A 25881-nucleotide genomic window follows, 5' to 3' on the forward strand; every position below is an offset into this window, starting at 1 on the left:
CACGGGATCCTTTTAAAATTACTTTGCAATTCCTAGAAAAATTCTTTGACTTCCTTATTATATATATTTGCTGTTATCTCAAACAACAGCCTTCTTCCATAAAAGAATCACTTGTCTGAATGAAATTCTCATCCTTTTCTTATACTCTTGCTCTTTTTTAATGGCACATTGATATTCATAAATTAATTTATCAAGCTCCTGGCTGCTGCGGATTGTTTCTTCGCTCGCTAGTCCATTTTTCTTTGCCGCTTCTATCATTTTTTCTCTCTTTTGCTGAATTTCAGCCAGCATAACTGTTCTTTTATGGCGCAACTTCTTTTTCCTCCTACTCCTATCCCTTTATCCAATTAAATAAATAAAAATATGGCTACTTGAAGCATTATTACAAGAATTTCTATAAATGTAAATAGATTCGCAATATTAGACAATCTTTTTCCAAAAGAATTAAAATCGACAGTAATTTCTTCTTCTCCTTCTTTCCTTTCGACATAATTTGCCAGCATTATTCAGTGTTTTCGACGATGTTTAAGCTGGCATCTCCGGAAAGTTCCCTTTGTAAAAAATACCCATTTGTTATTGCAGAAAAATTAAAACACAAAAATCCCTTTGCCTTTTGGCAAAGGGATTTCATTTTAATTATAAGCCTCTTCCTTTTCATAGATTGGGACCCAGCCCTCTGTGGTCACAAAAATACGGATTGCAACAACCTTCTTATCTTCCTGCAAGGTAAAATAATGGCGAATATTTTCAGGTACAGAAATTAAGTCTCCGGGATTCAGAAAAACCTCAAAGAATTCTCCATTGTTTCCTTGGATGATAAAAACTCCATGACCGCTGACAATAAATCTTACTTCATCATCTGTATGGTGGTGTTCCTGCTGGAAATTCTGAAGAAGCTGATCCAAGTTTGGCGTATTCTCTGAAAGGGAAATAACGTCTTGGGCCTGATAGCCTCTTCTCTCGGAAATATCTTTAATTTCTTCAGAAAATGTATCCAGAATCTCTTGCTTTTCTTCATCAGAAAGAAGATATTTCTCCTTAAGGGATTCAGGAAGCTTATCAATTGCCCATTGTTCATAAATAACTTCCTGCTTTTCAAGGAAAGCTGCAACCTCTTCCTGGTTTCGGATTTCTTCTTTTGTATTTTGCAAAACGATGTATGCCATATTTTTCAATCCTTTCAATTATGTTTTTTGGCTTTATTTTAAAGTTATTACACTACTTTAAATAACTGATAAGGCTTATGTTCCAGCAGCCTTAACTGATAACGGAATAAAAACTCAGAAGCTTCGAGTACTTTTTTTGCTTCAAAAGATGTTTTTCCCCAAACGGTAATTCCATGGTTTCTAATTAACACAGCACCTGTATCTTCACTGATATGGGAGGAAAAACATTTGGCGAGCGTCGGAATATGCGCATGATTCGGAATAATCGGAATCCGAAGAACAGCATCCTCCTCCCATTTATCAAATGCCTTAATAAGTTCTTGCCCTTTGAATGTGACTGCCTCCTGGTCCCCATAAATTTCCGATATAACATTATTGTCAATAGTATGGACGTGAAGGCTGCACCCTGCGTTCGTTTTCCGGTAAATCTCCACATGTAATAGCGTTTCCGCAGAAGGCTTTAGATGGGTCTCCCCAACAGGGCGCCCAAATTCATCAACGAGGAGGAAATCCTCCTTTGTCCTTTTCCTTTTATCCTTCCCGCTTGCTGTTACAAGGAATTGTATGGGGCTATCGGAGACCTTGATCGCCAAATTGCCGCTAGTCCCCATAAACCAGTCTCTTTCAGCTAATTCATCTTTTATTTCAGCAAGCTCTTGCCATTTTTCTTCCACTAAACTCATACGCTCACCCCATTTACATTTTTCAAAATTTCAATGCACTCATAAAACGTTTCAAATTCGTGATAATTAAGATTCATTTCTTTGCTTTTCTCTTGCAGCAAATCTCTTGCAATAACTAAATCTGCCTGCTTTGCAGCCTCCAGATCGGTAACAGAATCCCCTATGACAATTTTATAGGTATCTCCAGCCTTAAGTTTTCTCATAATGGATGGCTTGCAGCAGCCGCAACTGTTATTACATTCATCATCACAGCTATGGGGCCATAAAATTTTGATTGTTTCGCCGCTAAAATCTGAACCATTGCAATAAACAGCATCAAACGGGCCATATTTTTCTAAGACTGGCTCCACAAAAAAGTCAATTCCGCCACTGACAATATAAAGTGGTATATTTTCTTTTTTCAAATAATCCACAAATTCCTGAAAGCCAGCTCTTACCTTGCCATTTTCCAGTGTGAATTTTATAATGTCTTCCTTAAGGCTGCTTGGAAGGAGGGAAAACATCTTCCCTACTCCTTCCTGAATTGAAATTTGCTGTGACAATATTTTATTCTTTATCTCCTCCCATTCAGGCGGGGCAAATTCTTTCATAACGTTAATGATGTTATCTTTTTCCGTAATGGTCCCGTCAAAATCACAAAAAACAGCTATATTAGGCATTTTTAGCTTTCACCTCTGTATGTCCCCATAAATCTATCGCCTTTTTTAGTTCTGGATAATCTGAAGGAGATTCTGATAATGAAATTCCTTTTAAAGTTAAATCAATCGCTTGGCGGAAGGCTAAGCCGCCGCCTTTTGCACCATTCGGATGCCCATGTACTCCCCCGCCCGCATTGATCACACTGTCCGTTCCAAAGTCATGGTAAAGCAGCGGCACCAGGCCTGGATGAATGCCTGCTGATGGTACTGGAAAGGTCTTTTTGCAGAAATCTTCGGATGTTAATGATTGTCCTATCGAAATCGCCTGCTCCTTTTCAAGTGCCACTGAACCATATGGTGAAGGGAAAAGCGATAAATCTGCTCCTGCATATCTCAGAAGCTTGCCCAGAAGCAGAGAGTAAGAAATTCCATAGATGCTTGAAGCAGACAGGGCACCGCTGACAGCAGGATGTGCCATAATCGGCAGCCCAACCCCGTCATCTTCTCTTAACTCCTGCAGAACATCCAGTCCATATGCAAAAACATTAAACAGGAGGAGGTCCGCACCAAGGCTTGCTGCTTTTCTGGCTTTCTCTTTCAAATCAAAGGTCCTGCCTGTTAAATTCACTGCATAAAGTGTGCGATGACCGGTATCTTCAAAAACCTGGCCAAGTACCTTTTTCCCTTCCATAATCCTTTCTTCAAAAGGGGTGAGTTCATTTTCAAACAAAATTTCATCATCTTTCACAATATCGATGCCGCCAAGTGCTTGTTCCCTCAACTGTGAAGTTAAAAAATTCATATCCTTGCCTAGAACACCTTTAAAGATGCTCATCAGCAGCGGCCTGCTGTGGACATTCAGCTTTTCTCTTAATCCTTCAATGCCGAACCGAGGGCCAGGGAAAAAGGTTTTGATCTCATCGGAAAACTGTAAATCTATTAACTTAATCTTTCCGTCCAGTGATAGCTTTCCAAAGACTGTTGTTAAAATGGCTGGCAAATCCGGACTGAAATTAGCAGTTGGATAAGCGATTTTGATAATGGCGGCCGTTTCCTTGCTGCCTTCCTCTGTTAAAAGGCCTTCAACCGAAACAACTCTGCCTTTATGCTTACGGAGCTGATTCTTTTCCAGTTCAGGTAAATGAGTCCATGAACCGACCGTAAGGCCTAATGCGATTTCCTCTGCTTTTTTCTCAGGATTATGTTTTGCATCATGGATTAGATAAGTTGCGATAATTTCACTCATATATTTTCTTCCTTTCATTTCGGCAAAACCGGGCAATAAAAAAACCTCTTCAAATAAGAAGAGGTTAGCAGCTTGAACTAACATCTTCTTATCTATCAGCTTTAATAAGCTGCAAGAATTAGCACCGTGCTTACTGGTAAGTCGGTTGCCGGGCTTCATAGGGCTAGTCCCTCCGCCTGCTCTTGATAAGAAAACGAAATTAATATTTAGTTAATTTTGAATTAAAATTTACTTAGGATTATGACAGGGTAAAAAACTTTTGTCAATAGATTATCAGAAATAAATAGGGGTTTTTCAACCATGAGTATTGATTCCGCTACAGGCACTCAGCGACCGCGGGATTCCGGGAGTCTCCTCGGCGTTCCTCGCCTAGGGGTGCTCCCCTTGGTACGCTTTTCCCGCTGGATTCTCGTACCTTCCGCTCCAATCTACCAGTGCTATAACAAGAATAACTTTAAGATAGGAAAGTTTAAAATAAATTTAATGCCCTAATTCGGTCTACTGCTTCTTTAAGCCTTTCTTCTGAAGTCAGCAGGCCAACACGAACATATCCTTCTCCATATTGTCCAAACCCTATGCCAGGCGCAACGGCAATATGGGCTTTTTCAAGCAAATAATCAGCAAATTCCTCGGATGTAAAACCTATAGGAATTTTTAACCAGGCAAAGAAGGAGCCTTCAGGTGCTTTAACATTCCATCCTATTTCCTGGAGGCCTGAAATGAATATATTTCGTCTTCTTTCGTAAAGGGCATTCAGTTCTTTGACACATTCCTGTGATTCAGTCAACGCAGCTGCCGCAGCTTCCTGGACAGCTCCGAACAAGCTTACATATAGATGATCCTGCAAAAGGTTCAAGGCAGAAATGACGCTCGCATTTCCAACCGCAAAACCAATTCTCCATCCTGCCATATTATACGTTTTTGAAAGTGTATAAATTTCAATTCCTACCTCTTTTGCCCCCTTTGCTTGCAGAAAACTGACCGGCTTCTTGCCCTCAAAGCCAATGCCGCCATAGGCAAAATCGTGAATAATGCAAATTCCATGTTTTTTGCCAAGCTCAACTGTTTCCTGGAAAAACTTCTCACTGGCCACGGCTCCAGTGGGATTGTTTGGATAATTGAGGAACATGAGTTTGGCAGCATTCAGCTTTTCGTCTGTAAGCTCGCTATAAAGAGGCAAAAAGCCATTTTCCTCCCGTAACGGCATTGTCACCATTTCTGCTTTTGCCAGCGCTACACCTGACCAATAATCCGGATAACCGGGATCTGGCACAAGAACATTATCGCCAGGGTTTAACAGGCATTGAGGTATCTCAACCAGGCCAGCCTTTCCTCCAAACAATATGGCTACCTCCGTTTCCGGGTCTACATCAACCTCATATTCTCTTTTATAAAAATCAGCAGCAGCCTTTTTCAAATAGGGAAATCCCTGAAAAGGTGAGTATCTGTGATTTACTGGCTTTTCGGCTGCACTTTGGAGCTTTTTAACAATATGGCCGGGAGTAGGCTGATCGGGATTTCCTTGCCCAAGATTGATCACATCATGGCCTTGTTCAAGTTGCTTCCCAACCTTTGATACTAAAGATGCGAAAAATTGCTTCGGCAAACTTTTCAGCAAATCAGAATGAGGATAATTAATCAAAGTTTTTCACCTGCTTAAAAAAAAGATTGAAAATATAGTCACAAATGATATAACTTAAATGATAAGTTGTAAAGTAAAATTTTGAAAATTGTTATCTATCGGACTAATTTTAACATAAGTAAAAGAGAATTAAATGTTTGAGGGGGATTTTCATGAAATTAAAGATTGCTTGTTTGCAAATGGATATTGTGTTTGGCAAACCAAAAGAGAATTTTAAAGCAGCCGAAGCAATGATTGAAAAGGCGTTAAAATCAAACCCTGATGTTATCGTGCTTCCAGAGCTTTGGACAACAGGCTATGATTTAACCAGATTAAATGAAATAGCAGACAAGGATGCAGCTGCAGCCCTCGCCTTTTTAAAAGGGATTGCAAAAGACAGGCATGTTCATCTAGTGGGTGGATCTGTTGCAAATAAAACCGCCGGAGGCGTATTCAATACTCTTTTAGTCGTAGATAAAAACGGAGAACCTATCCACCAGTACAGCAAGCTGCATTTATTCAAGCTAATGAATGAGCATCTCTATTTAACAGGGGGGAAAGCAAAGGGCGCTTTTACATTGGAAAATAGACTGTTTGCAGGGATGATTTGCTATGATATCCGTTTTCCGGAGTGGATACGGGCCCATACAGCGGAAGGAGCAGAAGCTTTATTTGTGGTTGCTGAATGGCCATTGGCCAGGCTGGCCCATTGGCGTGCACTTTTAATTGCACGGGCCATTGAAAACCAATGCTATGTGATTGCCTGTAACCGGGCCGGCTCTGACCCTGAAAATGTATTTGCCGGCCATTCTATGATTATAGATCCTTGGGGAGAAGTTCTAGCTGAGGGTTCAGAGGAAGAAGAAATCCTGGTGGCTGAAGTCGACCTTGACATGGTGAAGGAAGTTCGTAAAATGATTCCTATCTTCACGGACCGCCTGCCGGAATTTTATCAATAAAATATTCAGGGCCCTAGCTTTTATAGGGCCTTGCTTTATTTACCCTTCTATTTTTGCCCACATTTCCGGCGGATTTAATTCGTAGATTCCTTTTTCCCTGTACATATAATGATTGATAATGAATTCTCTGCGTATCGTGGCGTAATCTTCATGATACTGTTTAATATATTCATTGAGTTCTTTCTCTTCGTATTTTTTCCCCATTTTCAGCCCTTTAATAAGATGCTCAAAAACCATTAGCTTCTTCTTTCTCTGGGCTGGAATATTTTTAAGCTTTCCATCGCTTGTAAAGAAGTTATCGATAACCTTCTGATTCTCAATATTCATTTCCTCCATCTTTTTCACCTCCTCCATATCAGCCAGTTTCGCAAGCACACTTGATTGCTGTTTCAGCACAGATTCATTCAAATAAAAATAGACAGTATTTTTATCTCTGCGCTGGTAAACCAGGTTTATATCCCGCAATTTGTTTAAATGATGTGTGATGGTTGGCGGCGTCAGCCCCAGTTTCCCTGCAATTGCCTGCCCATGCAAAGGTCCTTTAGCGAGAAGAAATACAATCCGGATTCTTGTGGGATCACCCATTGTTTTATAAAAAGCTACTAAGCGATTTAATTGCATTATATATGAACGCCCCCTAATTTCGATGTGCATCTAATTAGATATATATCAAAATATTAAGATTTAGTCAACTTCAAAATCAGGTTTAAAAAAAGCTATTTTCTCATAGATTGTTGAACAACAAACCATACGAAAAGAGCATTAAAAAAATCACCTGAAAGGTGATTTTAAAAGGTAAATGTATCTAACTCTTAAACCCTGCCCCTTCCAGGGACAGGAGCTTCTCTTTAATATCCGTCCTTGTTCCGGCATATCCGGTAAGAGATTTATTTTTGCCGATTACCCGATGGCATGGAATGATAATGGGCAAACGATTGGCTTTGTTTGCTTGACCAATGGCCCGAACCGCTTTTTCTTTTCCAATCTTCACAGCAATATCCTGATAGCTTCTCGTTTCTCCAAAAGGAATAAGTGAAAGCTCCTTCCACACAGCTCTCTGAAAAATGGTCCCCTGGGGGTCTATTGGGAGATCAAATACCTTTCTCTCCCCTCTAAAATATTCATCAAGTTGAAGTGTACATTTCTTTAGCAGGGGGTTTGATGGATCAAACCTCAATGGACATTCTTCTTCCCCCGCAAGAAAATCTTCCTCCCCAATGTATACTGCCGAAAGAAGCTCCTCTTCCAGGACAATATAAATGTCTCCTATTAGCGTTTCCGTTCTCGAATAAATTCTGCTGTTCATTGCTCTCCCGCCTTTTTAATATATGGCAAATAAATGTGAAACACGGTTCCTTTTCCCAGTTTGCTTTCCACTTCAATCGTTCCTTTGTGCTCCTCAATAATTTTATATGTAACCATGAGCCCAAGTCCAGTTCCTCTTTCTTTAGTGGTATAAAAAGGTTCACCCAGCTTTTTAATTTTATGTCCTGGTATTCCGGATCCCTCATCCCTGATCGATACCTTGATTTTATTATCTCTGCAGGTCTGAAGTGAAACAGTTATATATCCGCCTTTGGGCATGACCTCAATCGCATTTTTTATGATATTGATAAATACCTTTTTCATCTGATTTGGCTCACAAAAAACAAGAGGCAAATCCTTTCTGTGATAAGTCCTGAATTGAACATTATGCAGTACAGCCTGAGCACTTAGAAGGTCAACCGTCTCTTTCATGATTTGGGCGATATCTTTTTCGACAAACTTGACAGCCTGAGGTTTAGCAAGAATGAGGAATTCATTAATAATTGAATCAATTCTGCTCAGCTCTGTGGTTATCACATTAAAGTACATGGAGTGGTCTTCCTCAACGCTATCTTCCAGCAGCTGGATAAATCCTTTCAAGGCTGTCATTGGGTTCCTTATTTCGTGCGCTATCCCTGCTGCGAGTTCCCCAATAACATTTAAAGTGTCGGATTTTCGAAGCTGTTCTTCCATCTCCAGCTTCTCTGTTATGTCTTTAAATGTCGTCATGCTTAAGTTTGAAAAAACGTTATGCTTGTTTGAAAACTCAAAGTGTTTTTTTCTGCCAGATTTTAAGGTAATAGAGAGGCTGCCATCCGACTGCCCAACGTTTTGGATGCTACTAATCTGCTGGTTCAGCTCATCATCTGTAATATTGCAATCATTCAAGATACTGTGTAATGAAACTCCAATGAGTTCATCTTTTGACATCTGCAGCATTCTTTGGCCTGATTGATTAATATCCACAATTTGAAATTGATCATTCCAGAGGAGAATGCCTTCCAGGGCTCCCTCAAAAATGCGGCGAAACTTTAGCTCACTTTCACGCAATTCCTTTTCCATTCGGTGGCGTTCACTTACATTCCTGAAAATAGTCATATGGTAGCCTTCAACAGAATTTAATTTAACAGTGAATTCCAGCGATTTTATTTGGCCGTTTGGCATGAGAAAAAAGAGTTCATCCCGGATGCCGCCCTTGTTAAACAATTCTTTGACTATACGCTTATACCTTTCATTTTTCTCGTATACAAAATCATCCACCTGTTTCTGAAGCAGCTCATCGTGGGTGCATTCAAAAATCCTGCATGCCGCTTCATTGGCATCAATGATATTCCCGCTGCCTCTCCAAAAAATGATGCCATCCAAGGCCTCGATAAAAAGGTCTGTATACAGCTCTTCATTTTTTTTTACCTTCTTTTCCAGAAGCCGTTTTTCGGTAACATCTCTTAACACACACATATAATGCCCGCTCTTTTTAAGCTTACTGGTCGTAAAATCAAATTCCACGATTTTATTGCCGCTATGTATCGGAAGAAGTCCTCTTACACTGTCCTTTACTTTTAAAAGATCCCTCTGTTTGTCAAGTTTAAAGTGTTTATTCAATGGGACAATTTCCGACAGTTGTCTCCCAATTAATTCAGTTTTATTAATGTTTATGATCTCGCAGAACGAAGGATTTGCATCAATTATTTTGTCTGTATGGTCAAAAATTAGGATTCCGTCCTTTGAACAGCCAAATATATTTTTACTTGGGGCATCATCCCCAATACGTTCAGCCAACGCTTTATTTTCCTTTTCCAGTGACTCAATCTTGGCATAGAGCTGCTTGATCTCCTGATTCATAATAACCACTCTATTTCCTCCTATTGGGATATCCGATTAATAGATATTTCTACAAAATTTGACGAAAACCCTTTAAATAGAAGTGAAAACTGCATGTTTATACTGAATGAGCCATAGTATCTATTGAGTTTCTTTATAACCCCATAAGTAAAAAGGCATACCTTTCGAGGTATGCCATATGCTAGAGCTTAAATTTAGCAATCATACTGTTTAATTGTTCGGCTAGTTCCGATAAAGACTGGGCATTGTCGGATATTTCCTCCATTGAATGGTTGGTCTGGGCCATCGAAGCACTAGTCTGTTCAATGCCTGCTGCTGACTCTTCGGAAACTGCTGCTATACTCCCAATTGATTGATTCATATGTGAAGAACCTTCTGAAACGTGTTCGAGGCTGTTTGAAATATCATTAATATTATTTGACATTAAATTAACCGCTTCATAAATCTTCTGGAAGGTTTCTACCGTTAATTGGATTTGTTCTGTTCCCTTTTCGACCTGTATATAGCCGGATTGCAAGGATGCCACTACACTATTGGACTCGATTTGAATTCCATCCACAATATTTGTAATATCAGAAACTGAAAATGATACTTGCTCCGCCAGCTTTCTTACTTCATCTGCTACTACCGCAAAACCTCTTCCATGTTCCCCGGCCCTCGCTGCCTCTATCGCCGCATTTAATGCCAGAAGATTGGTTTGGTCGGCAATTTCCTTAATAACCTTAACGAGCTTGGATATTCGCTTTGTCTGTTCATCCAGCCCATTAACCTTATCAACGGATGTTTTCATAATTTTATTAATCAAGCCCATTTGCTGCTGGGATTCTTTCATAAGTTTATCCCCACTATCAGTGAGTGACATCACCTCGTTGGAAGCACTCTTAATTTCAAACCCGCTCTTTGCTGCTTCCTCCACTTTGTGCATATACTCTTCCATCATAGCTGATAAGCGTGTAGCTGAGCTTGCCTGGTCCTCTGCTCCCCCTGATAGCTCCTGCATGGTTGAAGCAACCTGCTGGCTGGCAGCTTTTACTTCATTTGCAGCAATATTGAGCTCTCCGCTTCTTTCTGTTACATGGCCAGAAACTGAATTTATTTCCTGAATCATTTTCTGGAGTTTTTCTTTCATGGAGTTAATGGCACGGCTAAGCTCTGCTACTTCATCATCTCCATCATACTCGACTGATTTTGCATTCAGATTTCCTGCTGCTATTTCATTGGAAACATGGACAATCTGGTTTAAGTTTCTTGTAATAATACGCCCGATGATTAAGATACTCACAATCCCAAGGACGCCAGAAATAATGATCGAGATCCCAAGGACAATTAGGGTTAAAACCAGTCCTGACTCGGCTGAAGAAACAGCTTTTCTTTGGTCCTCCTTCAGCATGCTGCTTAGTGTATTTAATTTTTCTACAGTCTCTGAAATAAAGTTATCTGCCTGCAGCTTTGCAAGCCTGTATTCTCTTACATGCTGAAGCTTCACTTTAGGCTCAATAACATCATGGAATAAGCTGGCTATTTTTTGATCATTTTCGTCAATTTGTTTAAACAGCTCTTTTGTTTTTTTTGCAGTAAGGGCAGGGGTGATTTCTTTTTTTAATGTATTAAAGTCCTCTGTCAACTGGTCAAATGTTTTTAAGTGCTTCGGATTGGAGTCGATAATGTAATTTCCGATTGTACTGCCTTTATGATGAAAAATCACTGCAGATTCAGTAATCATAATCGCTTTTTCTCCTGAATCCTTCACTGTATCCATTTTTGTATTCACGATCGTCAACAGAAAAAAAGTAAGTATGGTAGATGCAGTAAAAAGCCCAATTGTTAAAAATAGGGCCACACCATATTTCTGGCCAAGCTTGAGCCTTTTCCACCATCTTATGTTGGCCAATTTATCTAATAGTGTTGCTTTATTCTGTGTTGCATGCAAATTGCCTGCCTTTGCTTTTTTTGTTCTTTTAAACTTTTTTACCCCTTTCATCCTATATCCTCCTTATGATTAAACCGGATGCACACCTTTAGCACTATCAACATCCTTGTTGTGCATTTCTTTTTTACTATCTTATTACATCATTATAATAGATTAAAAAATACATTTGTAGATTATTTTTCCATTAAAGAGATTTATAGGATAAAAAAAGCAAAGTACACGCGGTACTTTGCTTTGGATTTTAAAGTGCTGGATGCTCATGCTTGGCTTTAATTTTTTTCCATCTATATTCAATTTCTTCTTCAAGTTCATTGAGAAGCATTTTGTTTTCTTCTTTCAATAAATGCTTTGTTTTGCCCATATAATTTAGCCACTCAGACAACTCAACTCGTTTATTTTTATCCTCTGGATTATAAGTTATGGTTGTTACCCCATCCTCTACTTCATAAAGAGGGAAGAAGCAGGAGTTGACAGCAGCTTCCAGGATTTTTTCACCATATCGTTCTTCTGACTTCCAATTAAGCGGGCAGGTTATCAATATCTTCCCGTACACTGTACCGACATTCTGAGCGTACCATTGCGCCTTTGCAGCCTTTTTGATTAAATCCTGCGGAAATGCTTCGCTGCCGGTAAAAACATATGGAATATTCGTGGACGCCATAATTTGTGCTGTATCCTTATGGTGGAAGCTCTTGCCTTTTTGAGTGCGGCCTACATTGCTCGTACTTGTCATATGGCCCTTAGGTGTTGAATAGGACAATTGCGAACCAGTATTCATATAGCCTTCGTTATCGTATTCAAGCATGATCAGTTTATGATTGCGAAGAGCCGTGCCAATTGCAGAGCCCATACCAATATCCATGCCTCCATCTCCGGTTACCATCACAAATGTGGCATCATCTGAAACATCAATTTCACCGCGTTCTTTTAATTCCATAAAGGCTTCCAGTGTGCCAGATAAGGTAGCTGCCCCATTTTGAAAGAGATTATGAATCATCGTTTGCTTATGGGAGGAATAAGGATAAGATGTAGTTGTTACATAAGCACATCCCGTTTGGAACAAGACAACTATATCCCCTTCAATCCCTTTAAAGAACAATTCCAATCCTGTAAAAATTCCACACCCTGGGCAAGCTCCATGCCCTGAAGCAATTCGCTTCGGTTTTGAAGCAAGCGCACGAAGGGGCGGTATTTTAACTTTCAATTTATTGGTTTCAGGGTCTTTTTCCGTTTTAATCAATCCAGTATTATATACTTCTCCATGCTGCGGAGTGATTACTGGCAGCAGCATTTGCTCTTTCTTGCCGGGAATATGGCCATAATAATCAAATGCTTTCTCGGCATAGCCCTGTTCTTTGGCCTCCATTGCTGCTGAGAAAAACGCCTCTGCATCATCAGCATAAAAATCCTTTCCGCCAAGGCCAAAGACTCTGCTTAACACAATAGTTTGATTCTCAGGATCTTCCTGCAATGCTGATTTTACTTCGTGTGTAAGATTTGGTCCATGGCCGCCATATGAATCTGCACGCTCCCCAATCAAAAGGGCTTTTACATTCTTTAAAGCCTTGCGGATTTCCGCTGAAGGGAATGGACGGATAATATTAGGGCTGATCACGCCTGCTTTAATACCTTGCCTGCGCAGATTGTCAACCGTATCTTTTGCTGTTTCTGCAGCTGAATTTAGCAGGAATAGTGCAACCTCTGCATCCTCCATCCCATATAAATCGAGTACAGGGTAGTCCCGGCCGGATAGTTTGGCATATTCTTCGGCCGCTTCTTTAAACACTTCACCAGCCGCATACATTGCTTCTGACTGCTGGTAATGATTGTTGATTAAATCGTCCCCATTCATGTGGGCACCGATTGTAACTGGCTTTTTAGGATCTCTGGCAAAGTTATAATCTGTCGGGCATTCACCTACAAACTTCTGTACAATTTTGCGGTCTTTAAAATACTTTACTTTCCTTTTTTGATGGGAGGTGAAAAAGCCATCATAAGCAACAATTACAGGCAGGCGAACTTTTGAATGCTCAGCAATCTTAAGCGCCAAAATGTTCATATCATACACCGCCTGAGGGGTTTTGGCCGTTAAAATAACCCAGCCCGCATTCAGTGCGAAATACAAATCGGAATGATCCCCTCTAATGTCCAATGGACCGCTGATTGAACGGGTTACAAGGTTCATGACCATTGGAAAGCGGGTTCCTGCCTGAACGGGAAGCTGTTCAAGCATATACATTAAACCATTGGCACTGGTCGCATTAAATACACGTGCACCTGTGGCTGCAGCTCCATAGCAAATACCTGCAGAGCCATGCTCGCCATCTGCGGGAATCAGTTTAATATCATGTTCCCCTCTTGCCTTCATCTGATCAAGGTATTGTGCAACTTCAGTTGAAGGAGTGATTGGAAAATAGCCCATAATGTGATAATTGATCTGTGCTGCTGCCATCGCAGCCATTTCATTTCCCGATTCGAAAGTAGTCAACTGTTCAGCTGCCTTCATTGTTTTCAGGTTGTCTTCTAAAATTGCCATTACAAAATCCCCCCTGCTGCATAAGGAAAGTTTTGCTTTACCCTATGGGCATCCGCAAATCCTATCGTTTCCCGCATTTCACTAAGAGCACTTGTCGGGCAAGCCTCAACACATTTCAGGCAGCCTTTACAGTACTGATAGTCGATACCCTGCAGGAACATTTGCTTCCTGCCTTTTTTGTCTTCCCCCTCCTGCCATACAAAGCAAAAGTCCGGGCAAACTGTATCGCAGGCTGCACAGTTGATGCATTGCTCCTGCTCAAATTGCGGCAGAAACCCCTGCCTAGAACCGCTTAGATCTTTCAGAATACTATTTGCCTGTGCAGTGATCACTCCACCGATTTCCTGGGTTTCAAAGCCCAGCTGAGGTGCTGTTCTATGAAACTCTTTCCCCTCAGCATGATCAGGAGCTTCATAGGTTTTGAACTTCACTTCATTAAATCCTCTTTCGAAGGTACGGATATTGGGCTCCACAAGGTGCGGATATTTTTTCTCAAATGTTTTGCGGATAACCATTTTCATTGACTCCGGATCAAGGAAATCGCAAATTCTAAAAAGTGCTCCGAGCATTGCAGTATTTACTTTTGTTTTTTCTTCTACTGCAATCTGCAGGGCATCCACAATGGCAAGTGTTCCATATTCCAGTTTCAAATCTTCTTTAATATCATCAAACTCTCTGGCCGAATTAACAAGCAGAATACCGTCAGGCTCCATACCGCTGACAACATTCACCATTTTATATAATGCTTCGTGGAAAACGCCGATGACGTGAGGCTGCTCAATTGGGCTGTGTGCCCGTATTTCTGTATCACCTTCGCAAAATCTCACAAATGCTTTTACAGGTGAGCCTTTTTTTTCAGAGCCGTAAGATGAAAAGTTGGACCCATTCAGTCCAAGCCCCAAAACACCAGCCTCCCCGAGCATTTTACCTGCAAGATTGGCACCAAGGCCGCCAATCGACTCCAGCCTTATTTCATAAAATCCTAATTCATTTGCTTTAGGTAAGATTGACATGTTCTCCCTCCCTCATATGGTAAACGGTTTTAAAACACCGTAAAGTTATCCCCTAAGGCAATTCTAAAAGAACTATTTCCATTTATCTGTGACAAATGTTATATTTCACAGAAAAAATTTGAAACAGAATTGAGAAATTCAAAGGAAACGTTATAATATATGAGCCGAATCCGCTTTCACAATTATATAACAGAATACATATTGTGATATAACAGTTTGGATAAGCGGTTTCTAATTTACTTTATTTGTAAACTTCACCTTCTTTTTACACGAGAAAAGCAGTTTACTTCATGTTAAAGTGGGTAAAGAAATAGAGAGTTTTTTGGGGGTCTTTAATAGAGGAGGATTTATGAAACAACGTGATTATTATTTCGACAATGCTAAGTTTATTTTAATTTTCTTTGTCGTATTCGGACATTTGCTCCGCTCTTTTATTGAGGATAATGAAACGATTTACACCTTATATAAGGTCATTTACACCTTTCATATGCCGGCATTTATATTAGTTTCAGGTTTTTTTGCAAAAGGATTCTATAAAAAAGGATATATAAAGAAGATTGCAAAAAAGTTAATTTTGCCGTATATCATATTTCAGGTAATTTATTCAGTTTTCTATTACTTTTTATATAATAAAGGAACGTTTGAGATGGATCCGTTCAACCCGCATTGGTCATTATGGTTTCTGATCAGCATGTTCTGCTGGAACATTATGCTCCTTTTCTTTGCCAAGCATAAAGCAGTTTATTCATTGACAGCCGCTCTGCTGATTGGCCTTGCTGTCGGTTATGCCGACTGGATCTCAAACTATTTAAGTTTATCAAGGACTTTTGTTTTCTTTCCATTATTTTTACTAGGGTATTATTTAAAGAAAGAGCACTTCTATGCCCTGATTAAACCAAAGTTCAGAATTAGTGCCTTATTTGTATTTGCAGTTGTCTTTACCGGATTCTACTTTTATCCGGATATTGATTATAAATGGCTCCTTGGGTCAAAGCCATATACAGAAATGGGCGCAGCTTCTATTGGAGCTGTATTTACCAGACTGGGATTCTATATCCTTAGCTTAATCATGGTATTTAGCTTTTACTCAATCGTTCCCCAGAAACAGTACTTCTTTACAAACCTGGGGAAGAATACACTTTATGTCTACCTGCTGCACGGTTTCTTTGTCCGTGTATTCAGGGAAAGCGATGTACAAAACTACTTTAACAAACCGGAAACCTTCCTGCTGCTCGCAGGTATTTCGTTATTGCTTACTCTACTTCTATCAAGCAAGCTGATTACATCATTTGCTCAGCCCATAATTGAACTTAAGACCTCTCAGCTTAAGAAGCTGAAAGATAGAACAAGAGCATATGCCCGATTTTATCGTAAAAAGCTCACAAACTAAAAACGAATCGGCCATTATAAAGTGGCCGATTCTTTCTTTTTGCATACCCATTGACCAAAACTGATTAAGGCATTATAATAAGTAAATGTGTCAGATAAGTTCATTTGATCCTTCCACCAGCTCAACTAGGCTAAAACATTGCGGAGTTACCTCCGATGCAGCTTTGTTCCGAGCCATGCACGTCCTTGAAACAACTGACAAAAGAAAAACAGGAATAGAAGATACTACCATGTCTCAGTAGCTCAGCTGGATAGAGCGACAGCCTCCTAAGCTGTAGGTCGTGAGTTCGAATCTCGCCTGGGACGTCACTAAAGAAAAGCGCGAACCCCATGTATATCAAGGGCTTCGCGCTTTTTATTTTATTCAATTTGTTTAGTCATTAACCTTAGAATTCCAAGTTTGGGGTCGGATTGGGGTCGGAATGATTTTTATTAGTGATTTTTACCGCTATTCCGACTTGTTTGAGCACATTTATAATTAGTGGTGACACCTGATTCCGACTGGGTTCGAACCAGCGACCTCTACCCTGTCAAAGTGGCAAACAGTCACGGAAGCAATAAAGTTATTATGGAAAATCCCTTACATATCAAGGCTTCAGAAGGAATGAAGATTGTTCCTTTAGATTTAAAACGGACCGTTGTTGACCGTTTTCGTCAACAATTCTTCAACATCTATTACTTGTGCTCATTTTGATTTCTTATTCACCCGTTACTTTAAGTGCAATTCATCACAATCTTTATTCCCCTACTCCTTTACGAGTGGGGGTTCTTTGTTTCACAGAAAAAAGAAAAGCAGACTCCCATAAAAGAGCCTGCCTTCCCTGTTTTGTAAAATTAAGAAGCTTTACGTACGTTTGAAGCTTGAGGTCCACGTTGACCTTGCTCCACATCAAAAGTCACTGCTTGACCTTCTTCTAAAGTTTTGTAACCTTCGCCTTGAATCGCTGAGAAATGAACGAATACATCGTCTCCACCTTCACGTTCGATGAATCCGAAGCCTTTTTCGCCATTAAACCATTTTACATTACCATTTTCCATTTGTATTGCCTCCTAGCGTGTAAACACACACAATGTAATACTATCCCTGCTCTCAGTGATCATCAAGATGAAAAGTTACAAATCCTTTACACCGAACAAAAATAATTCTTTTTAATCATAACATTTTTTGTAAGAAATGTCAAGATGCAGAAAAATCCATTGAGCTCACTATCTCTTTATGATAATCTTTGCCGTATATTTTGTATCAGGATTCACTCCATATTCTGTGTGCATGCTTACAGCAAGAGGAACAGCATTGTATTTAACATCTATCAGCTTTCCTTCCTCTAATGAGCCAAGAAAATCATTAACTACCGAATAAGTTCTGCGAAGTCTGTACTTTGAAAACCTTTTGCCTCATACATAAATTTATCCCTCCCTTCATCTTATATTTATACACAAAAGGCATATTCTCCTATAAGAACTCCTATTATTTAAATTCCTTTCACCCGTCTTATTTGTTTGTAATATTTATGTACTTTTGTTTTTCAACTATTCTGCTTCGTTAGCGCAATAAAAAAGGGATCGCCGCAGCCATCCCAATCTTACAACCTCATATCCATTATGAAATCTTGCATCAAAATCTGGGTCATCAATAATATCTCCTTTAACAGGAACAAGAAAAAGCTACTATTGGATCTATTAATACGGGACCTTTTTATAGTATTTTCTTGTGGAGAGTGGGTGGTTCCTTTGTTCTTCTAGATGGCAACTTACTCGTTCGAGAAAAGTTGCTAGGGATAGAGTATTGGACAAGTAGTCTCATGGGACAAGGGACCTGTCCCCTCGTCCCATTATTCGGGGAAAACATTGAAGTAAAAGGAAATGACAAAAGTATACTCAAGTACAAAGCGGTGATTATGCTTGGTCCCCCCCTATGATCAGAGTTCATATTTACAAAGGGGTAGGAGATTAATTAAATTTTAGAAACGTTTTCTGCTTGAGGGCCACGTTGTCCTTTTAGAATATCAAATTTTACGCGTTGCCCTTCATCAAAGGATTTAAAACCATCACCAGTAATCTTTACTATTGTTATGTAAATAAAATAAAAAATGGTTTCCTGGTCTGGAAACCATTTTTGTAGTTGACATATGGTGTTACCAATTCGTTTTTCTCTTTTACGTAAAGAAGATAAACAATTACTATTCACTGTCTCAGTAGATGTAAAAAATTCTTAAAGATAGAGGTGAGATTGATTGTTTTTTCTTCTAGAAATAATGACTTAAATAATATATTGTATACCTAAAACAATGAAAGCCCTACCTCTCTTTCATCCTAACGGCTCCTTGTCCGTGCCAGTGTGAATCAGGATTGCAAAAATCAAGTGACTATTTTATCGAGTTATTTGATGAAACTTCAAACGTTCGTAAAAGAAATTTAAATAATAAAAATGGATTAGATTGTAGAAATAACAAAAGAGGTTAATGGTCTAAAGGTGAGTTGGAGAAGTTGAATGTCTTTGAAAAGATTTACTTTTAATAATAAACATATTCCCAAAAAATTCAGGATATTCTCGGGAAATGTAATACATTTTCTTAAATTAACCTTAACAGAAACTTTTTATTTGATTTTCAGTAATCCCTTTAATTAATCCCAGTTCACTAATCAAAAATTCATGTGCGTTATCTAACATTTTTTTTTCGCTTGAATTAAGTGCTTTTTCTTTCTTCATACGCATTAAATCACGTACAACTTCAGTACATTCTTGTATTTTACCCGTTTTTATTTTGTCCGTATTCACTTTATACCTTTGTTTCCACGGCAGTAATCTATCTGATTCTCCATGATGAAAAATGTTTATGATGTGTTTTAATGCAATTATGTCAGTAACAGGGCGTATACTTGAACTCAATATTTTACCCGTAGGAATCATGACTTGCATATTACCGATTAACATTTTTATGACATAATACTGTTGTTTTTCCCCTGAGATTTCCTTTTCTTCTATGGCTTTAATTATACCTACTCCGTGCATTGGATAAACAATGTTATCGCCAATTTGAAACAAATAATCCACCTCCATATATGGTAACCTTCTTAACCTTAACATATATATTATTTTTTATCAAATTTTAATAATATCATAAACTTATTTTCAGTGTCAATTACTTTTTCTTTAAAGATCAGAAAAAGCAAAAACAATAGGAATCGTGTCGGATTACCAATAAAGGGAAGGTTGATTTTCCGCGTATATTCTGAAACCTCTACTAACCTTAATATTATTATTCTTTATAAAACCTTCCTGCGCAAATAACACAAAAAGCGACTGCCTTGTTCAGCAATCGCTACCCGTTAGCGTAAGTACATTGCTTCACAAACTCCTTCGTGCTGAATTAGGAAAGTCGATGCCTTGTTAACGCATCGACCCTTCTATTTTTTTACCAATATACATTATATGTTCTGCAAAACTTAACATATCTTCTCTCTCACATACCTGCTCTGCAAAGTCTAACCAGGCAGATACCACTTCGGGTGATTGTTTAAGTAATTCTGCTTCACGCAAATATAAAAAACTTTCGCAATTAAGCAAGTGCATTTTTTCTAGGCTAAATTGTTCAAAAAAAGGAAGTACGTCTTTTGGACGGATAAAAAAATTATCTGTAAACCCCTGCCTGATAAAATTCACATCGTCATTACATTCAGTTCTAATTTCCTTTCCTCGTTCATTATCAATTCAGGGTTACGTATTAGATAATCCCATACAAATGAATAGGAAGAAACAAAAGCTACAAAAATAGTTCCATTCGGCTTTAATTTTTTCAGGCATTCCTTTATAAGTTTTACTCTGTCATGTTTATCTTTCAAATGATACATCGGTCCCATACACAGAACATGATCGAATTGACCATCATCAATGGTAGATAAATCACGACCATCTACACAAACGCCGGTAAGAGGGAGATTAAGTTCCTTAGCCTTATTTAACGCAAATTCTATATTCTTTTGTGAAAGGTCTGCTAATGTCACATCGCAACCCTGCTGAGCAAGATAAAGTGAATACTTACCTGGTCCTCCACCGAGGTCCAACACGCTGGTATTTGGTTTAACATAACGTTTTATGTAACGTTTACTAAGTTCAAACTCTACTTTGTGTCTATCTAGTCGTTGCCATTCGTAGTTTATTGTTTCATCATAGAATTTTCTTACGATTTCCAAGCTATCCATCTAAACTCCTCCCTGTTAATTGTAATTTTATAACAATACAACAATTATATGAAGAGAATTTCTTGTTAAGCTAAACTCCCTCATTAAGGAAGGAATAAGCATAAATATCTTAACCGAGAGTGCTTTCTTAAATTTAATTAAATAAATTATATGCCCTTTTGGGCTTTTCTTTTTAACCAATAACAGAACATACATTCCTATAGGAGGTTAACAAATGGCTAATGTTGAAAATCGCGGAAATGGTAGCTATCGTTTAACAGTAATTTTAGGTTATGACGAAAAAGGAACACCATTAGAGAAAAGAAGAACTGTAAAAGCTAAAAATATGAAAGAAGCTAAAAAGCTACTCACCTTATTTGAGGCTGAAATATTAACAGGTGAATATTTTAAAGCTGAGGATAAAATACCCTAAATGCCTTTTTTCCTCAATGGCTAGAAAAACATGCAAAAGATACACTCTCACCTGATACTCTGCAAAATTACATCAGTATCTTACAAAATCGAATTCTTCCGAAGTATGGACATTTTAAACTGGAAGACATCAAAACTATTCATGTAGTTAATTTTATCAATGATCTTAAAAAGAACGGTCAGCGCCTTGACGGGAAAAACGGGAAGCTTTCAGCTTCTTCTGTGCTGAACTGCTATAAAGTCTTTAATAATGTCCTCTCATGTGCATATAGTTGGAAGTTAATTAAAGAAAACCCCGCTATTGGAGCGAAACCGCCTAATGGAAAATCGAAAAAAACAGAGGTTTATTCGAAGGAAGAATTAAGCCAGTTAATGCAACTGCTTGATGATAAGCCCCTGTTTTGGAAAACACTTATCCTCCTGGCTGTTTCGACTGGAGCCAGAGAAGGTGAAATCGCTGGACTTGAGTGGAAACATGTTGACTTTGAAAAAGGAACCATCCGAATTGAACAGGCTATTACAGAGATAAAAGGTAAAGGCGTACAGATAAAAGGAACCAAAACAGGAAAAGACCGCACAGTTAGTGTTCCAGAAAAATTACTTGATATGTTAAAGAAACTAGAGCTAACTAGCCGACAGGATAAATGGAAAGTACGAGACCTTTGGGAATGGCCTGATCACTTCTTCATCTTTGGAAATGAATTTGGCAAATCAATCCGTCCGGACAGTATCGGCCAATGGTGGCGCAGATTTACCAAAAAACATGACTTTAAACATATTCGCTTTCACGATCTTAGGCATACTTCAGCAACCCTTCTTATAAATGAAGGAGTACATGCAAAAGTAATTAGTGAACGTTTAGGGCACGCTGATATTTCTACCACTATGAACATTTACGGTCACGTATTAGAAGAAGCCGATAAAACAGCAGCAAGCCACTTTGACACTATCTTCGAAAATAAAGCTTAGGGCTGAAAATAAAAAGACGACTGCCGGTCCAAGGCAGTCTTTTTCTCTTACACTTAACTAAAGGGGCAGTTATGGTGGCAAAAATGGTCGTCTTTATGTCTTCTTGCAAATACTTGTGAAAAATGTTAATATATATATGAATTATTTTTGTTCGGTGTAAAGGATAGTATTAGTAAAACTTTTCGTCTCGATGATCACTGAGAGCAAGGATAGTAACACAATGTGTGTTTTTACACACTAGGAGGCAACAAAAATGGAAAATGGTAAAGTAAAATGGTTTAACAGCGAAAAAGGCTTCGGATTCATCGAACGTGAGGGTGGAGAAGACGTATTCGTTCATTTCTCAGCTATTCAAGGCGAAGGTTACAAATCTTTAGAAGAAGGTCAAGCTGTGACTTTCGATGTTGAGCAAGGTCAACGTGGAGCTCAAGCAGCTAACGTGCGTAAAGCTTAATAGTAAAACCAAACTTAAGCAGGCTCTTTATAGAGTCTGTTTTTTATTTATCTCAAAATGCAAGGAACCCCACTCACGAATGAGTAGGGCACATGAAAACAGTAAATCAAATGGTAAACAAAGTGTATCACATAATCACGAATTCTCCTAATTACCTTTGAATAAACATTTTAAAGTGCTTTTGTAGAGAGGCTAAAATCGTCACTCTTTTTTTGTGTGATTCATCCAACGTGTTCGTTAGTGAAAGAACTGGAATTGAAAAAAAGTGGCTTGGAGAACTTGAGCAATTTATACGAGTTGATGCTAATAAGGTTAACTGTTTCACACCTCACATGCGAAGAATTAAATTAGAGATAAATGGGGTCGAATTGGGGTCGAAACTTATCATAAAGCCGCAAATTCAAACCACCTCAATCAGGTTCACAGTCAAAAAACGTTAATATAACAAGGGTTTGTCCAAGTTCTTCAAAGTAGTTCCTTTTTAGAAAGACCGCCTCCTAAGCTGTAGGTCGTGAGTTCGAATCTCGCCTGGGACGCTAATTAGAAAACGCCAACCTTTACAAGGATTGGCGTTTTTTCATCCTTCATTTTTACAATAGTTAAATAGATCTTTACATGCTTTTATCACTATTATAAAACTTGCATGCTATCTTATTTGTAGTGGGGATAGCATGCGGGGCTATCATCGCGCTTGGCGAAGGCGGAGCCAAGTGCTTTTGTTTTTCTCAGGAAAAATGTCTCTATTAAATCATTTCATTCTTGGTACTGCATTTGAACTGACAATGTTTTACTTCCTTTTATTCCGGCAAAAATATGATACAATAATATGATGTTTAAGTTAAGGGAGTTTAAAATAGATGAAAGTAATTGCAAGTACGCTGAATGCCAAATATATTCATACAAATATAGCCATACGTTATTTAAAAGCATTTGCAGAACCAGATTTTAATGTGGAAATGGCTGAGTATACCATAAAAGACCCTGTCATGAATATTGTTACAGATCTTATCCGCAAAAAGCCGGCTGTGATCGGATTCAGCTGTTATATCTGGAATATTGAAGAAACGATCAAGGTTATTAAAATGATTAAAAAGATTGACCCTTCCATTCATATTGTTGCAGGAGGGCCTGAGGTGACTTATGATGTTGCCGAATGGATGGAGAATGTTAAAGAGTTCGATTACATCGTTATTGGCGAGGGTGAACAAACTTTTAAGCAACTATTAACAGAGTTGGATGGCGGCATGAATATGGACAACGTGCATGGCCTCGCTTTCAGAAAAAATGGCCATGTGCACATTAATCCGCAGCGAAACAAGTTGGATGTGCGTGAGCTTCCTTCTCCATTCCGCTTTGAAGAAGATATTCCACACCTATCAAAACGCGTTACTTATATAGAAACAAGCCGAGGCTGTCCCTTCAGCTGCCAGTTCTGCCTTTCCTCTATTGAAGTTGGTGTTCGCTATTTTGACAGAGAAAAGATTAAGGAAGACATCAGATATTTAATGAAAAACGGCGCGAAAACCATTAAATTTGTCGACCGGACTTTCAATATAAGCCGCAGCTATGCTTTGGAAATGTTCCAGTTTCTGATTGATGAGCATCTGCCCGGAACGGTATTTCAGTTTGAAATCACAGCCGATATCATGCGGCCGGAAGTGATTGAGTTTTTAAATAAGGAAGCTCCTCCAGGACTGTTCCGTTTTGAAATTGGCGTACAGTCAACAAACGACTATACAAATGAACTTGTAATGAGAAAGCAAAACTTTGATAAGCTTTGCAGGACGGTTACAATGGTTAAAGACGGAGGAAAAATTGATCAGCATCTTGATTTGATTGCCGGTTTGCCAGAGGAAGATTATCATTCCTTCAAGAAAACATTCAATGATGTATTTGCGATGCGTCCTGAAGAGCTTCAGCTTGGATTTTTAAAAATGCTGCGGGGCACAGGGCTAAGACTAAGGGCCGAGGACCATCAATATATCTATATGGACCATTCACCATATGAAATACTGGGGAATAATGTTCTATCTTTTGATGACATTATCCGTATTAAACAGGTTGAGGATGTACTGGAGAAATACTGGAATGACCACAGGATGGATGCCACCATCGAATATTTGGTCACAAGAGTTTTCCCAACGCCTTTCGATTTCTTCCAGGAGTTCGGCAGCTATTGGGAGCTAAAAGGATGGTCCAGAATCGGGCATCAGCTCGAGGATCTTTTCAGGCGCCTCTTTGAATTCCTGCAATCCATCCACATCGCGGACTTGGATATTGTTGAGGGCCTAATGAAGTATGATTATATTTCCAAGCAAAAGTACAAGCCTCGGAAGCCATGGTGGCAGGCAAGCTTTGCAAGAGCAGATAGATCAAAGATTTATCAGCATTTGCTCGAACACCCAGCACAGCTTGGAGAGAATTTCTCCAGCCTAAAGCTGAACGAAAAGGAAATATACAAACACACATTGCTCGAAAAATTTTCTTTTGATATAGAGAAATATTTAGTTGAAGGAAAAATCGAAAGGCTAGAAACGGCCCTTCTTGCCTATTTTGATTCGAGTTCAGAAAAGGTGTCCATCTTTTCTGGATCTCTTAATTTATAGTTCCTGCATAGCCATGTTATAAGATCAGCAAAAAACCGGCCTCTTAGCCGGTTTTTTAGCATTTATCATCATTTTTTTTCTTATTTTTATCCCGGTTCATAAATGGCAGTTCATATAATTTATTTGCATTTATATCACCAAACTCCATGCCAAATTCAACATTGGAAGAATCGCTTTGCTTGGCGTCCTTTTGCTCCTTTTTCTCCACTAGGATCTTCCCTCTCTCCCATGTTTGGAGTTGCGGTTTGCATTTTTCATTGGGTCTTCACCCTGACTGAATTCCGCCGAAAATTCCGATTCCTGCACGTTTTTCTTAGGTGTTTTGCTATATTTCTCAACCGCATTATATTCAGCTTTGCGTTTAGCCATCCTAATCTCCTCCTGAAATGAAAAATTTACTTTTTTATTTTCCGTAAAAAAACGGGTTTCATTCCTTGATTCAGTTTCCTTATTTTACTGCTGAAAAAAATTAATAAAATAACACACTCAGTAAAAAATAAGTAAAAAAGGAATGAACCGCTTTGACAAATAAGAACAGTAAAAACAAGAAGAACATCGGTATTGATGAGACACTTCCACACCAAATTGAGGCACCAAGCTTTAAGGATACTGGAATGGAGCTGCAGCCGCCGTTTGAGAACTCGTTCGGCGTTACGATCGGGGACAGCTTTTACTCCTCAGACAACTCGCCCCTGGAAAAATGGAGCGATGAAACAGATCCTGCAGTAATGGCTGGCGATGAATGGGTTCATCCGACCAATGATATTGGCTGGAACACAACTGAAAACAAAGAATTGCTTGAAAGCAAGAAACCTCCTCAGGGGTATCCTTTCATGCACCCGACAAAGGATGTCAGCCGCGGAACTGATTAAGACAATAAATGTAAAAGCATTCCGGAAAACCTCTTCCG

26 protein-coding genes, 1 tRNA gene, 2 pseudogenes and 1 riboswitch are annotated in these 25881 nt (G+C 38.9%); of the genes and pseudogenes, 9 read left to right on the forward strand and 20 right to left on the reverse strand.

What is annotated here, in order from left to right; all coding sequences use genetic code 11:
* Positions 1-78: 78 nt before the first annotated feature.
* From AC3ZVC_RS22360 to AC3ZVC_RS22385, 6 genes are all read right to left on the reverse strand, one after another.
* Positions 79-312, reverse strand: a complete 234-nt coding sequence (locus AC3ZVC_RS22360; RefSeq protein WP_490065290.1) for a Spo0E family sporulation regulatory protein-aspartic acid phosphatase — start codon at positions 310-312, stop codon at positions 79-81.
* Between the two features lie 320 nt (positions 313-632).
* The gene (locus AC3ZVC_RS22365) at positions 633-1166 is read right to left on the reverse strand and encodes a 1,2-dihydroxy-3-keto-5-methylthiopentene dioxygenase (RefSeq protein ID WP_490065291.1); all 534 of its coding nucleotides are present in this window, start codon (positions 1164-1166) and stop codon (positions 633-635) included.
* Between the two features lie 47 nt (positions 1167-1213).
* Positions 1214-1849, reverse strand: coding sequence for a methylthioribulose 1-phosphate dehydratase (locus tag AC3ZVC_RS22370; RefSeq protein ID WP_490065292.1), 636 nt, complete (start codon positions 1847-1849; stop codon positions 1214-1216).
* The gene (locus AC3ZVC_RS22375; protein WP_490065293.1) at positions 1846-2508 is read right to left on the reverse strand and encodes a 2-hydroxy-3-keto-5-methylthiopentenyl-1-phosphate phosphatase; all 663 of its coding nucleotides are present in this window, start codon (positions 2506-2508) and stop codon (positions 1846-1848) included. Before AC3ZVC_RS22375 ends, AC3ZVC_RS22370 begins: the two co-directional genes overlap by 4 nt.
* The gene (locus tag AC3ZVC_RS22380; protein WP_490065294.1) at positions 2501-3733 is read right to left on the reverse strand and encodes a 2,3-diketo-5-methylthiopentyl-1-phosphate enolase; all 1233 of its coding nucleotides are present in this window, start codon (positions 3731-3733) and stop codon (positions 2501-2503) included. Before AC3ZVC_RS22380 ends, AC3ZVC_RS22375 begins: the two co-directional genes overlap by 8 nt.
* An 85-nt stretch (positions 3734-3818) precedes the next feature.
* A riboswitch (SAM riboswitch) is annotated at positions 3819-3925 on the reverse strand.
* A gap of 277 nt (positions 3926-4202) precedes the next feature.
* Positions 4203-5375, reverse strand: coding sequence for a pyridoxal phosphate-dependent aminotransferase (locus AC3ZVC_RS22385; RefSeq protein WP_490065295.1), 1173 nt, complete (start codon positions 5373-5375; stop codon positions 4203-4205).
* Positions 5376-5527: 152 nt separating this feature from the next.
* Here AC3ZVC_RS22385 and AC3ZVC_RS22390 point away from each other — a divergent pair, with 152 nt between their 5' ends.
* Positions 5528-6313, forward strand: coding sequence for a carbon-nitrogen family hydrolase (locus AC3ZVC_RS22390; protein ID WP_490065296.1), 786 nt, complete (start codon positions 5528-5530; stop codon positions 6311-6313).
* 39 nt (positions 6314-6352) lie between these two features.
* Here the strand turns inward: AC3ZVC_RS22390 and AC3ZVC_RS22395 are convergent, their stop codons facing one another.
* From AC3ZVC_RS22395 to AC3ZVC_RS22420, 6 genes are all read right to left on the reverse strand, one after another.
* Positions 6353-6934 (reverse strand): DUF2087 domain-containing protein, encoded by a 582-nt coding sequence (locus AC3ZVC_RS22395; RefSeq protein WP_490065297.1) that lies wholly within the window; start codon positions 6932-6934, stop codon positions 6353-6355.
* Positions 6935-7118: 184 nt separating this feature from the next.
* Positions 7119-7619, reverse strand: a complete 501-nt coding sequence (locus AC3ZVC_RS22400) for a methylated-DNA--[protein]-cysteine S-methyltransferase (protein ID WP_490065298.1) — start codon at positions 7617-7619, stop codon at positions 7119-7121.
* Positions 7616-9469 carry a PAS domain-containing sensor histidine kinase gene (locus AC3ZVC_RS22405; RefSeq protein ID WP_490065299.1) on the reverse strand — a complete coding sequence of 618 codons (1854 nt, stop codon included), beginning with the start codon at positions 9467-9469 and terminating at the stop codon, positions 7616-7618. The genes AC3ZVC_RS22400 and AC3ZVC_RS22405 overlap by 4 nt, the downstream gene beginning before the upstream one ends.
* A 172-nt stretch (positions 9470-9641) precedes the next feature.
* Entirely contained in the window at positions 9642-11441 is a 1800-nt protein-coding gene (locus AC3ZVC_RS22410) for a methyl-accepting chemotaxis protein (RefSeq protein WP_490065300.1), read from the reverse strand.
* 190 nt (positions 11442-11631) lie between these two features.
* On the reverse strand, positions 11632-13926 hold the full coding sequence (locus tag AC3ZVC_RS22415) for a thiamine pyrophosphate-dependent enzyme (protein WP_490065301.1): 2295 nt from the start codon (positions 13924-13926) through the stop codon (positions 11632-11634).
* Positions 13926-14939, reverse strand: coding sequence for a 2-oxoacid:acceptor oxidoreductase family protein (locus tag AC3ZVC_RS22420; RefSeq protein ID WP_490065302.1), 1014 nt, complete (start codon positions 14937-14939; stop codon positions 13926-13928). Before AC3ZVC_RS22420 ends, AC3ZVC_RS22415 begins: the two co-directional genes overlap by 1 nt.
* Before the next feature lie 349 nt (positions 14940-15288).
* On the opposite strand from AC3ZVC_RS22420, the gene AC3ZVC_RS22425 reads away from it, so the two are divergent.
* Complete coding sequence (locus AC3ZVC_RS22425; protein ID WP_490065303.1) at positions 15289-16329, forward strand: acyltransferase family protein; 1041 nt, start codon at positions 15289-15291, stop codon at positions 16327-16329.
* Positions 16330-16560: 231 nt separating this feature from the next.
* Positions 16561-16634 (forward strand) — tRNA-Arg (locus AC3ZVC_RS22430).
* Positions 16635-17162: 528 nt separating this feature from the next.
* Here AC3ZVC_RS22430 and AC3ZVC_RS22435 read toward each other — a convergent pair.
* The 6 genes and pseudogenes from AC3ZVC_RS22435 to AC3ZVC_RS22460 all read right to left on the reverse strand — a co-directional run bounded on the left by AC3ZVC_RS22435 (position 17163) and on the right by AC3ZVC_RS22460 (position 20531).
* Positions 17163-17366, reverse strand: a complete 204-nt coding sequence (locus AC3ZVC_RS22435; protein WP_490065304.1) for a cold-shock protein — start codon at positions 17364-17366, stop codon at positions 17163-17165.
* A 168-nt stretch (positions 17367-17534) separates the two neighbouring features.
* Positions 17535-17651, reverse strand: a pseudogene (locus tag AC3ZVC_RS22440) (sporulation protein Cse60); the annotation flags it as partial.
* A 631-nt stretch (positions 17652-18282) separates the two neighbouring features.
* Entirely contained in the window at positions 18283-18420 is a 138-nt protein-coding gene (locus tag AC3ZVC_RS22445; protein ID WP_490068988.1) for a cold shock domain-containing protein, read from the reverse strand.
* Between the two features lie 492 nt (positions 18421-18912).
* Positions 18913-19389, reverse strand: coding sequence for a CarD family transcriptional regulator (locus AC3ZVC_RS22450; RefSeq protein ID WP_490065305.1), 477 nt, complete (start codon positions 19387-19389; stop codon positions 18913-18915).
* Between the two features lie 330 nt (positions 19390-19719).
* On the reverse strand, positions 19720-19992 hold the full coding sequence (locus AC3ZVC_RS22455; protein ID WP_490065306.1) for a hypothetical protein: 273 nt from the start codon (positions 19990-19992) through the stop codon (positions 19720-19722).
* Positions 19989-20531: a class I SAM-dependent methyltransferase gene (locus AC3ZVC_RS22460; RefSeq protein ID WP_490065307.1), complete on the reverse strand. Its 543-nt coding sequence runs from the start codon at positions 20529-20531 to the stop codon at positions 19989-19991. Before AC3ZVC_RS22460 ends, AC3ZVC_RS22455 begins: the two co-directional genes overlap by 4 nt.
* Before the next feature lie 214 nt (positions 20532-20745).
* On the opposite strand from AC3ZVC_RS22460, the gene AC3ZVC_RS22465 reads away from it, so the two are divergent.
* From AC3ZVC_RS22465 to AC3ZVC_RS22485, 5 genes and pseudogenes are all read left to right on the forward strand, one after another.
* Positions 20746-20943 carry a hypothetical protein gene (locus AC3ZVC_RS22465; RefSeq protein WP_490065308.1) on the forward strand — a complete coding sequence of 66 codons (198 nt, stop codon included), beginning with the start codon at positions 20746-20748 and terminating at the stop codon, positions 20941-20943.
* A 53-nt stretch (positions 20944-20996) separates the two neighbouring features.
* Positions 20997-21050: pseudogene (locus AC3ZVC_RS22470) on the forward strand (hypothetical protein); the annotation flags it as partial.
* A 114-nt stretch (positions 21051-21164) separates the two neighbouring features.
* Positions 21165-21911: a tyrosine-type recombinase/integrase gene (locus AC3ZVC_RS22475; RefSeq protein WP_490065309.1), complete on the forward strand. Its 747-nt coding sequence runs from the start codon at positions 21165-21167 to the stop codon at positions 21909-21911.
* A 253-nt stretch (positions 21912-22164) separates the two neighbouring features.
* On the forward strand, positions 22165-22365 hold the full coding sequence (locus AC3ZVC_RS22480; RefSeq protein WP_490065310.1) for a cold-shock protein: 201 nt from the start codon (positions 22165-22167) through the stop codon (positions 22363-22365).
* Between the two features lie 857 nt (positions 22366-23222).
* Positions 23223-24971, forward strand: coding sequence for a B12-binding domain-containing radical SAM protein (locus tag AC3ZVC_RS22485; RefSeq protein WP_490065311.1), 1749 nt, complete (start codon positions 23223-23225; stop codon positions 24969-24971).
* Positions 24972-25026: 55 nt separating this feature from the next.
* Here the strand turns inward: AC3ZVC_RS22485 and AC3ZVC_RS22490 are convergent, their stop codons facing one another.
* Together AC3ZVC_RS22490 and AC3ZVC_RS22495 are read right to left on the reverse strand one after the other, a co-directional pair.
* Positions 25027-25179, reverse strand: a complete 153-nt coding sequence (locus AC3ZVC_RS22490; RefSeq protein WP_490065312.1) for a hypothetical protein — start codon at positions 25177-25179, stop codon at positions 25027-25029.
* Positions 25179-25340: a hypothetical protein gene (locus AC3ZVC_RS22495; protein ID WP_490065313.1), complete on the reverse strand. Its 162-nt coding sequence runs from the start codon at positions 25338-25340 to the stop codon at positions 25179-25181. Before AC3ZVC_RS22495 ends, AC3ZVC_RS22490 begins: the two co-directional genes overlap by 1 nt.
* A 152-nt stretch (positions 25341-25492) precedes the next feature.
* On the opposite strand from AC3ZVC_RS22495, the gene AC3ZVC_RS22500 reads away from it, so the two are divergent.
* On the forward strand, positions 25493-25843 hold the full coding sequence (locus AC3ZVC_RS22500) for a DUF3905 domain-containing protein (protein ID WP_490065314.1): 351 nt from the start codon (positions 25493-25495) through the stop codon (positions 25841-25843).
* The last annotated feature ends 38 nt before the right edge of the window (positions 25844-25881 follow it).

This window comes from Cytobacillus sp. C11.1 (genome assembly GCF_058145115.1).